Source organism: Pantoea sp. S61 (assembly GCF_016625145.1).
GTDB classification, from domain to species: Bacteria; Pseudomonadota; Gammaproteobacteria; order Enterobacterales; family Enterobacteriaceae; genus Pantoea; species Pantoea rwandensis_B.
The window spans coordinates 19,303-28,895 of sequence record NZ_JACVUO010000035.1; the positions used below are offsets into that span (position 1 = coordinate 19,303).

General features: G+C 58.6%; 12 protein-coding genes. All 12 read left to right on the forward strand.

The features are described 5' to 3' along the window. The first annotated feature begins 486 nt into the window (after nt 1–486). The 12 genes from IAE30_RS29060 to IAE30_RS29115 all read left to right on the forward strand — a co-directional run bounded on the left by IAE30_RS29060 (nt 487) and on the right by IAE30_RS29115 (nt 9,461). Nucleotides 487–957: an STY4534 family ICE replication protein gene (locus IAE30_RS29060; RefSeq protein WP_200681556.1), complete on the forward strand. Its 471-nt coding sequence runs from the start codon at nt 487–489 to the stop codon at nt 955–957. Nucleotides 958–1,017: 60 nt separating this feature from the next. After that, nucleotides 1,018–1,554 (forward strand): single-stranded DNA-binding protein, encoded by a 537-nt coding sequence (locus tag IAE30_RS29065; protein WP_200681557.1) that lies wholly within the window; start codon nt 1,018–1,020, stop codon nt 1,552–1,554. 133 nt (nt 1,555–1,687) lie between these two features. Then, complete coding sequence (locus IAE30_RS29070) at nt 1,688–2,125, forward strand: DUF29 domain-containing protein (protein WP_200681559.1); 438 nt, start codon at nt 1,688–1,690, stop codon at nt 2,123–2,125. A gap of 138 nt (nt 2,126–2,263) precedes the next feature. After that, a complete protein-coding gene (locus tag IAE30_RS29075) occupies nt 2,264–2,929 on the forward strand; it encodes a PilL N-terminal domain-containing protein (protein ID WP_200681560.1) in 666 nt (221 codons plus the stop codon). Further along, a complete protein-coding gene (locus IAE30_RS29080; protein ID WP_200681561.1) occupies nt 2,926–3,672 on the forward strand; it encodes a hypothetical protein in 747 nt (248 codons plus the stop codon). The genes IAE30_RS29075 and IAE30_RS29080 overlap by 4 nt, the downstream gene beginning before the upstream one ends. A gap of 11 nt (nt 3,673–3,683) precedes the next feature. Then, on the forward strand, nt 3,684–4,406 hold the full coding sequence (locus tag IAE30_RS29085; protein ID WP_200681569.1) for a TIGR03759 family integrating conjugative element protein: 723 nt from the start codon (nt 3,684–3,686) through the stop codon (nt 4,404–4,406). Then, nucleotides 4,385–5,020 (forward strand): transglycosylase SLT domain-containing protein, encoded by a 636-nt coding sequence (locus IAE30_RS29090; protein ID WP_200681562.1) that lies wholly within the window; start codon nt 4,385–4,387, stop codon nt 5,018–5,020. The genes IAE30_RS29085 and IAE30_RS29090 overlap by 22 nt, the downstream gene beginning before the upstream one ends. A gap of 5 nt (nt 5,021–5,025) precedes the next feature. After that, nucleotides 5,026–5,547 carry an integrating conjugative element protein gene (locus IAE30_RS29095; protein WP_200681563.1) on the forward strand — a complete coding sequence of 174 codons (522 nt, stop codon included), beginning with the start codon at nt 5,026–5,028 and terminating at the stop codon, nt 5,545–5,547. Then, a complete protein-coding gene (locus IAE30_RS29100; protein WP_200681564.1) occupies nt 5,547–6,119 on the forward strand; it encodes a restriction endonuclease in 573 nt (190 codons plus the stop codon). Before IAE30_RS29095 ends, IAE30_RS29100 begins: the two co-directional genes overlap by 1 nt. 10 nt (nt 6,120–6,129) lie before the next feature. After that, the gene (locus IAE30_RS29105) at nt 6,130–6,618 is read left to right on the forward strand and encodes a hypothetical protein (protein WP_200681566.1); all 489 of its coding nucleotides are present in this window, start codon (nt 6,130–6,132) and stop codon (nt 6,616–6,618) included. Beyond that, entirely contained in the window at nt 6,611–8,710 is a 2,100-nt protein-coding gene (gene traD / locus IAE30_RS29110; protein WP_200681567.1) for a type IV conjugative transfer system coupling protein TraD, read from the forward strand. Before IAE30_RS29105 ends, traD begins: the two co-directional genes overlap by 8 nt. Next, nucleotides 8,703–9,461: a TIGR03747 family integrating conjugative element membrane protein gene (locus tag IAE30_RS29115; protein WP_200681568.1), complete on the forward strand. Its 759-nt coding sequence runs from the start codon at nt 8,703–8,705 to the stop codon at nt 9,459–9,461. Before traD ends, IAE30_RS29115 begins: the two co-directional genes overlap by 8 nt. Nucleotides 9,462–9,593 lie beyond the last annotated feature (132 nt).

The window sequence follows — 9,593 nt, forward strand, 5'->3', positions numbered from 1 at the left end:
TGTAAGACGCATGCGCTCCGTGAAAATCGCGTCGGGAACGGATCCCCGGAGTAGTGAGATACATAAAGGTCTGGTACAGCCCCCACGGCGTTGCTTATGCAGCGCCGTTTTCATTTCTGGTTTTATGGGTTGACACCAGGCTTATTTGGTTTAAAAATCAACAGTGCTTACCGCTGTTTTTTACAGCCAGCTAAAGTTTCAGCAGTCTGAGAGAAACGCCTTCGGGTGACTGCCAGCTAACGTTTCACCGGTCTGAGAGAAACACCTTCGGGTGACCGGAAAATCCTCGCAGCCTGAGAGAGGATACCTTCGGGTGGTAAATCCGTTTAACCTCTGGAAACGGATATCACTGCACAGTGATTGAGGTCCTTTCAACATACCAGACTATCAGGATTCAGCTGATCCTGACCCCCGACGGGAAACCACTCCCGTCAGGGCAGATGGTTTCTCCGCCGTACCTTTTTTTACCTCCATGGAGAAAACATCATGTCTGCAAACAACAATTCTGCATCTGCAAAATCTGAGTACTTCAACCTGACTATCAAAGGCATCGGGTATCTCAGCAACATCCGCCAGGTTAACCATCAGAATGGCTCGTTCCTCAGTTGCGTAATCAATGCACTGAGTGGTCCGACTGATAATCCGGCCTACGTCCGTTTTGACATTTCTGTCGCAGGTAAAGAGGCTACCAGCCTTATCGCTCGTTGCCAGAAAGCCGTCGATGAAGACAAGAAAGTCCTGTTGGGCTTTAACCTGAGTAACCCGTCCACGGACATATTTACGCTGAACAAGGGCGAGCATGCCGGCGAACAGCGTGTCAGTCTGAAAGCCCGCCTGATAAAGGTGGACTGGATCAAAATAGGCCAGGACATGGTCTACAAGACTGAAAAATCTGACTCCGTGCCGCCGCAGAATGGCTCTGCTGTACAGCAAAACTACGCAGAGAACTCGTTCTGATGCGCACCTGACACACCCCGTTCGCGGGGTGTTTCTTTATTCTTTACAGGAGAAATGATTATGTCCTCACGCGGCGTTAACAAGGTGATTCTTGTCGGCAATCTCGGCCAGGATCCTGAAGTGCGTTATATTCCCAATGGCAGTGCAGTCGCCACCCTTTCTCTGGCCACGTCTGAGAGCTGGCGTGATAAGCAGTCCGGTGAACAGAAAGAAGTGACCGAATGGCACCGGGTGGTTATTTTCGGCAAGCTGGCAGAAATTGCGGGTGAATATCTGCGTAAAGGCTCCCAGGTTTACATTGAGGGCCAGCTGCGCACACGCAAATGGACCGATCAGTCCGGCCAGGAGAAGTACACCACAGAGGTGGTGGTTAACATTGGTGGCACTATGCAGATGCTTGGTGGCCGCCAGTCTGGTAGTGGTCAGAACACGTCGTCCAGGAACGACTGGGGGCAGCCTCAGCAACCTTCAGGCCCGGCTCACAGCGGGCAGGCTTCCGGTAGCAGTGCCGGTGCGCCTCCGATGGATTTCGATGACGATATACCGTTCATTGGATTCGGGTATGGAATGCCAAAATCGGCAATCCATGCACTCTGAATTAACGGAGCTTTGACTGTAATGACTGTCTCTGACAAACTTCAGGAAGCAACTTTTTTTGTTGCATCTTATGCTATCTCCGGAGCATATCTGTTCCGGCGGTTTCTTCACTTATTGACTAACGGAGGCTTGTATGGGCGCACGTTACGATTCAGACGTTGTTGCCTGGGCCAGTGAACAGGCAGCTTTACTGCGTGCCGGAAAGCTCAGTCAGATTGATATTGAGAACATCGCCGAGGAGATTGAAGACGTGGGCAAAAGTGAAAAGCGTGAGCTGGCCAGCCGTATGGCTGTCTTACTGGCCCACCTTCTTAAATGGAAATTTCAGCCAACCCACCGTGGTAAAAGCTGGGAGTTAACCATTAAAGGACAGCGTGATTTGATAGTACGTCGTCTGAACAAGACGCCGAGCCTGAAAAATGCGCTTTCTGATCCTGAGTGGCTTGCGGATGTGTGGTTTGACGCCCGCGCTGATGCTTCCAAAGAAACCGGCATAGGTCTGGATATCTTTCCTGAAGACAGTATCTGGACAACAGATACTATTCTCAGTAACGAATTTTACCCGGACTGATTACTTTCTGTTTCACCGCAACGCCATCCTTTCGGGTGGCGTTTTTTTTCATCAACGGAAAATCAGTTGTTAATTGAGTGAAACCGGACCGATTCCGCACAGTGAGGGCTGTTTTATCACTGTACAGGAAAATTCCGGATGAAACGTAACACCTCTCACAACGTATTTTCACCAGGCAGGCTTGCCACGGTTCTTCCCCTGTTGTTTCTTGCGGGCTGTGTTTCCCAGCCGCAAAAGCTGCAACAGCGTGCGCCTGCCGACCCTACACCCGGCACCACCGTCACCCGCAACGTTCAGCCGGTCTCTCCCGACGAGTATGCGCGGACGCCGGAAGTGGTGCGCTACGATCGTTATCTGCTGGTCAGCACCGATCCGCAGGCGGCCCAGCGCGACCCTCTCTCGCAGATTATTGATATACGCATCCCCTCATCCCTGCATCCTACCGTGGCGGATGCGCTGCGTTACGCCCTGCGCCAGTCAGGTTATTCCCTGTGCGCGACCGGCTCCGCCAACGGCGTGCTTTACCGCCAGGCATTACCGGCAGTCCAGTACCAGCTGGGCCCGATGCGCCTGCGTACTGCCCTGCAGGTTATGGCCGGTCCGGCCTGGCAGCTGGAAGTGGACGATGTGCAACGGGTGGTCTGCCACAGCCTGCGCGACGGCTACCAGCTGCCGGCTTCCCAGCTTCCGCCTCCGGTCAGCAGCGGGTACGTGCCTGCGCCGTCAGCAGTGTCACAACCGGTCATCAGCGCCCCTCAGTCCGTACCGGTTAAACCTGTCGGCGGAGGGTTTCTGAGAAAATGAGCGAACAGCAACCCTTCCATACGGACCCCGCGCCGGCCCGTAAAAGATTCAGCTGGCGTCCCCGCCGCCGCCTCATCTGGGGCGGTGCCGCAGGTGTGGCGCTGGCCGTCATTCTGGCGCTGGGCTACACCGCCTTCAGTCTGGGCATATCGAACCTTGATGAGCGCCTTACACGCCTTGAATCTCAGGGCAGTACTGCGGCCTCTGTTGAGACAGTCGCGGCCCTGCAGTCAGATGTGACCACGCTCAAAACCGGTCTGCAGGATACCCGGAAAAAACTTGGTGAGATGCAGCAGGAGCTCAGCGCAGCAGCGAAACAGACCGGCAGCGACGAAGCGGTGCGTCAGTCATTGCGAACCCTTCAGGACGCCCAGCAGGGGCTTGAAACCCGCCTGAGTGCGCTGACTGAGCAGCTGACAGCGCTGAAATCACAGCCGGCACCCGCACCCGCCGCACCGGTCAAAAAAACTGAGCCTGCTGCAAAAAAGCCCCGTCCCGCTGACACACATCGTGCTGCTCCGTCCCGCCGCGTGGCCCGCAGCGCGCCTTTTGTGCTGACGGGCGTGGAGAAGCGGGGGGCAGAGTCCTGGGCTGCCATCGCGCCCCGGGGCTACAGCAGCCTGTCGCAGGTGGCCCTGGTCGGAGAGGGCGAAACCGTGGCCGGATGGACGCTGGTCAGTGCCGGTTATGGTGAGGCGACGTTTCGGGTTAACGGCCGCCTGACCGTGCTCAGAGCAGAATAACGGAGCGAATGATGAAACTGAAACATACCTTTTTAGCCGCCATATTGCTGAGTTCCCTGACCCAGGCCGCGACCTCATCAGGGCAGACGGATGTCAGCCAGCAGGAATCAACACAACGGGCGGACTCCGCACAACAAAACCTGCAGCAGCAGGCCGGTCAGTGGGGACTGAGTGCCGACGATTATAAGCGGTATCAGCAGCTGATGAAGGGCCCCCGCGGTATCCAGTCGCCGGGCCTCGATCCGCTTTCCACCCTGGGTATTGAGGCGCAGACACCGGCAGAGCGCCGTAAGTTTGCGGAAAAGTGGGTGAAGGAAGAATTTGCCCGCACCCAGAAGGAGCTTGATTTCCAGCGTGAGGTGAACGCGGCCTGGCAGCGCCTGTATCCGGGCGCACTGCCGGTCAATATGGGGAACGCCTCGGGCGTGGCGCACGACAGCGGCGGCCGGCTGGCGCTGTTCGTCAGGTCAAAAGACTGCGCTACCTGCGACGCAAAACTGTCTGCCGTGCTGGCTGACAACCGGCCGGTGGATATCTATCTGGTTGACAGCCAGGGCAGTGATGATGCGCTGCGCAGCTGGGCGCGGGACCATCACATTCCCGTGGAAAAGGTCCGCAAGCGCCAGATCACGCTTAACCACGACGGCGGCCGGTGGATGCGCTTTGGTAACGGCCTGATGCCGGTTTTACTGCAGCAGGCGGGAGACGGTAAATGGGCAATCGCAGCGTTCTGACCGGCGCACTGGCGCTGGGCGTACTGATGGCGGCCGTTCCTGACGGCCATGCTGACCAGACGGTGCCGGAGGGTTACGTCCGCGTGGCCATGGCGCACGGCGTGCCCCCTGAAGCACTTTACTCGGTATCACTTAGCGAGTCTTCGCGCAAACTTCCCCGCGGCGTGCGGCCATGGCCCTGGACCATCAATGTGGCAGGGAAGGGGTATCGCTACGAGACGCGCCTGCAGGCCTGGCAGGCGCTACAGGTCTTTATGAAGCGTCACCCGCTGAAGCGCATTGATGTCGGTATTGCCCAGGTCAATCTGGGCTGGAACAGTCATCATTTTGCCTCGACGTGGGATGCGTTTGATCCTTACACCAACCTGAACGCCGCCGCCACCATTCTGCGTGAGTGCTGGGCGCGTAAGCCCGGCAGCTGGCTGGATGCGGCCGGCTGCTATCACCATCCCGCAGGTGGCCAGCCTGCAGCCCGCTACCGCGCCATTGTGAGCGGGCATCTGGCAAAAATCAGCCCTTCCCCCCGTATTGCTGCGCCGGCAGCGCCAGCGCCCCGTTCGGTCGCTGCGCTCACCCCTGACCCAGGCTTCGTCTGGACTGAACCCGGGAGATAACCCTGATGAAAATGCTTTCATTACTGCTTCTGACACTCCTTCCCCTGACCAGCCATGCTGACCTGAACGTCATTGCTGACCTGGGCGGTCAGGATGCGGCCCCGTATTTTGAGGCCGTCAATAAACAGCCCGGCGTGAGCACGGAAAACGACACCGCATCTTCACCCCCGTCACCCGTGCAGCAGGGCGAGGCCGCCATGCTGCCGGTGTTCACGCCGGAGTTGCGCCCGGGCAGCATTCCCGACCGGCCGCTGCAGCTGCCCGGCATCGGGGCGTTATTTTTGATCGGGGATGATGCCCTGTCCCGTGACTGGCTGAAGGCCAATGCCGGCGCACTGGCTGAACAGCATGCGGCCGGCATGATAGTCAACGTCACGGACATGACTGCCGTGCGCGAGCTGCGCGAGCTGGCACCCGGTGTCAGCCTGGCCCCGGCTTCCGGCAGCGAGCTGGCACGTCGCCTGCAGATTGCGCATTATCCGGTACTTATCACCGACACCGGCCTGACGCAGCAGGTTAAGCCGTAATGATCGCGCCACATCTCAACGGTCTGCTGACGGCGCACCCTTTCAAGGCGGTCATACTGGTCATTCTGTTCCTGGTGGTGATGGCCTTTCTCAACCTGCGCCGTCGTGAGAGCGCCAGCACCCGTCGTCACCGGCGATACCGGGCAACAGCGGACCGGGTACTGAATAAGCTGACCCGTCTGCCGGGAGACGGGCAGCGTCTGACCTATCTGCGCAAAATCAGCCCGTATGTCTTTGAAGAGCTGTTGCTGTCTGCCTTTGAACGCCAGGGGCTGACCGTGGTGCGCAATGCCTCTTACAGCGGTGACGGCGGCCTTGATGGTCAGGTCATCATCGACGGTGAGCACTGGCTTATTCAGGCCAAACGGTACAGCCGTGCTGTGTCCCCCGCACATGTTGAGGACTTTGACCGGCTTCTCCTGCAGTGCGGCCGCCGTGGGATGTTTGTCCACACGGGCCGCACCGGAAAGATGAGCCGCACCCTTCGTACGGCGTCACCCCGCCTGCGCATCATCAGCGGGCAACGCCTGCTGGCCATTCTCGCCGGGCAGGACGTCCGGCAGTCTCTCTGAGGACTCTCTTATGCACATCATCCTGAACAGCCTGCGTTACGCATTGTGGCTTCTGTTCTGTTTATTCCGTCATGCCGTGTTCCTGCCTGCCGCTTTCGGCGGTGCAGTCCTGCTCGCCTGGCTTGTTCTGGGCCATCCGGTCAGTGACCTGAACGACCAGCTGCAGAAGGAGGCAACGGCATGGCGCACCGCGCCGCCCGGACACTACATGTGGGAGGAGTGCCCGGTGCCTGACAAAGCGGCTCCGCCTGAGGCAAAGCAGGCCGCCTGTACCGTCACTGCCGTCTCCACAGAAACCGCGGCGAACAATTACCTGCTGTCATTGCGGGCCGTATGGATCGTTTTTTTCTTTCTGTCGAATGTTCTGTATGTGCTCTGGCGCTTACTGGCGGATGCCCTGTGTTACCACTTTCAGCCCCGCAGGGAAGCCGGCTACGCAAAGGGGACGTATACCCGCATGGCCGACGGTAAAATTATAAAGGAGGCAGACGATGAGTAACCGTTACGTCATTGAAGCCCTGCTGCGCCCGGCCGTTGAGCTGAATACCGCCGTGGTATCGGGCATAGCGGCGTATGTCTGTGTGCAGGCACCCTGGGCTGTCGCCCTGGCTCCGTCTGTCAGCTATGTCACCGCGGCCGGGTTTGCGGCTCTGGCAGTAACCCGCACGCATCAGGGGATGAAGATTATTCGCTATCGCCGGAATCTTCGCCGCCTGCCGCGCTATGTCATGAGTACTAAACAGATCCCCGTCAGCCATCGTCGTCTGTTCCTCGGCCGGGGTTTCCGCTGGACCCAGAAACACACCCAGCGCCTGCAGGATACGCTGCGCCCGGAAGTGGCCCGCTACCTGCAGCCGAACCGCTTTTACCAGGGGGCACGTCAGCTTGAAATGCTGACAGAGCATCGTCTGCCCTGGCTGGGTAAGCTGCTGAGTGCCGATACGCCGCTGAACCCGGTACGGCCGTTGCCGCCGGTGGGCGGGAATCCGGCGCTGCACGGTATCGAGCCCGACGAAAAAGACGTCACCCTGGCTCTGGGAGAGAGGGTTGGCCATACGGTGGTTTATGGCACCACGCGCGTCGGGAAGACCCGGCTGGCAGAGCTGCTGGTCACACAGGATATCCGGCGGGGGGAAGTCACCATCGTGTTTGATCCGAAAGGCGACGCAGACCTGATGAAACGCGTCTGGGCAGAGGCCCACCGGGCCGGGCGCGGGGATGAGCTGTATATCTTTCATCTCGGCTGGCCTGAAATATCCGCCCGTTATAATGCTGTCGGGCGTTTTGGCCGCGTGTCAGAGGTGGCTTCACGCGTGGCCGGTCAGCTTTCAGGGGACGGCAATAATGCCGCCTTTCGTGAATTTGCCTGGCGGTTCGTCAACATTATTGCCCGTGCGCTGGTTGCCCTGGGGGAGCGCCCTGACTACACCCTGATTATGCGCTACGTGAACAATATTGCCGATCTCTATATCCGCTACGCTGAGAAAATCATTCATGAGCAACTGCCGGCTCTGCAGACGCAGATTGAGAATAATCAGCAGGTACTGGGCGAGGATGACGTGCCCCGTAATATGCAGGGACAGCCGGATGCGTTACGCATCTGGGCCATCGAGGTTGCCCTGAGTTCAGAAGAAGGCAAGAAGCTCTATGATCCCATCCTCGACGGGCTGCGCTCAGCGGTGCGTTATGACCGCACTTACTTTGACAAAATCGTGGCCTCTCTGCTGCCGCTGCTGGAAAAACTGACCACCGGCAAGACCGCTGAACTGCTGGCCCCTGACTATCTTGATATGGATGACTCACGGCCCATTTTTGACTGGGAGCAGATCATCCGTAAAAAGGCCGTGGTCTATGTGGGACTTGATGCGCTCAGCGACAGCATGGTGGCGAGCGCGGTCGGTAATTCCATGTTCGCCGATCTGGTGAGCGTGGCCGGACACATTTATAAACACGGTATCAATGCGGGCCTGCCGGGCGCGAAAGAAGGGAAGTCCCTGATTAACCTGCACTGCGATGAGTTTAACGAGCTGATGGGGGATGAGTTTATCCCCCTCATCAACAAGGGGGGCGGTGCCGGCATGCAGGTGACAGCTTATACCCAGACATCTTCTGATATTGAGGCACGCATCGGGAATGCGGCCAAGACGGCCCAGGTTCAGGGTAACTTCAACAACCTGATTATGCTGCGCGTCAGGGAAAACCGCACCGCCGAACTGCTGACCACGCAGCTGCCGCAGGTGGAAATTTACACCAAGACGCTGGTCTCCGGGCACCAGGACACGGCAGATGTCAACGCTGACCAGGACTTCACCTCCAGCACCCAGGACCGCGTCGGGACGGTTAAAGTCCCCCTGCTGGAGCCGGCTGATATTGTGACGCTGCCGAAAGGGCAGGCGTTTGCCCTGCTGGAGGGCGGGCAGCTGTGGAAAATTCGCATGCCGCTGCCTGCCGGGGATGCTGATGATGTGCTGATGCCGGAAAGTATTGAGAAAATCGCGGAGGAGATGCGGCGCAGCTATCACAGCGGTGAATCCTGGTGGCGGGACGGTCCGGTCCTGAACGTGCCGGTCACAGGAGGCGAGAATGGCTGAGGTAAAACGTTCCCCACAGCAGCAGACGCTGCCGGAGCGCAAACATGGCATGCTGTATAATCTGCTCTGGGGCTGGCCGTGGGCCCTGGTGGGTGTGGTGCTGTCCTCGCTGCTGCTGAGCCTGCTGATTGAATATATCGGCATCGCGTTCTTCTGGCCGGAAGCCGGGGCGGCGCACAGTGAAGCGGTTATGAACACCGAGCTGGGATGGCTGTCCACGGAGTTCACCCGCAGCCTGTTGCTGTCTGAGCCTTCCGTGACCGTCGTCCGGTGGGTGACTATTACATATCAGTGGGCCTTTGTGGACAGTGGCTTCCTGGACTGGGTCCGTCAGCAGTATGCGCACCAGATGCACAGTGACAATGCCGTCACCCGGGAAATCAACAGCTGGAGCGGCTGGCTGGCGGGCTACCTGCGTGAATACCTGCTGGCCACGGTATGGATAAGCATTATCACCCTGGTCCGCGTCACCATCCTGGTGCTGTCCGTGCCGCTGTTTGTGCTGGTCGTGGTGGTGGCGCTGGTTGAGGGGCTGGGGCGGCGTGATCTGCGGCGTTACGGGGCGGGGTACGAGAGCTCCTTTGTCTATCACCATGCCAAAAAGCTGGTCAAACCGGCCGCTGTGGTGCCCGCCATGCTGTACCTTTCCTGGCCCACGGCGGTTTACCCCAATCTGCTGTTGTTGCCGGCGGCTGTTCTGCTGGGGATCGCCGTGACTGTGACCACGGCTTCGTTCAAGAAGTATATATGAGCACCTCCCGTATGCCAGGCAGTTGTGGGGTGATGACACTAAGGCGATTGCAGTTATATATCCGGCCTTGCTGCGTCAGCATGAGCTGTCGCGGGCCCTAATGAATTCCGCTGGCGCACGCCTCATTACCTT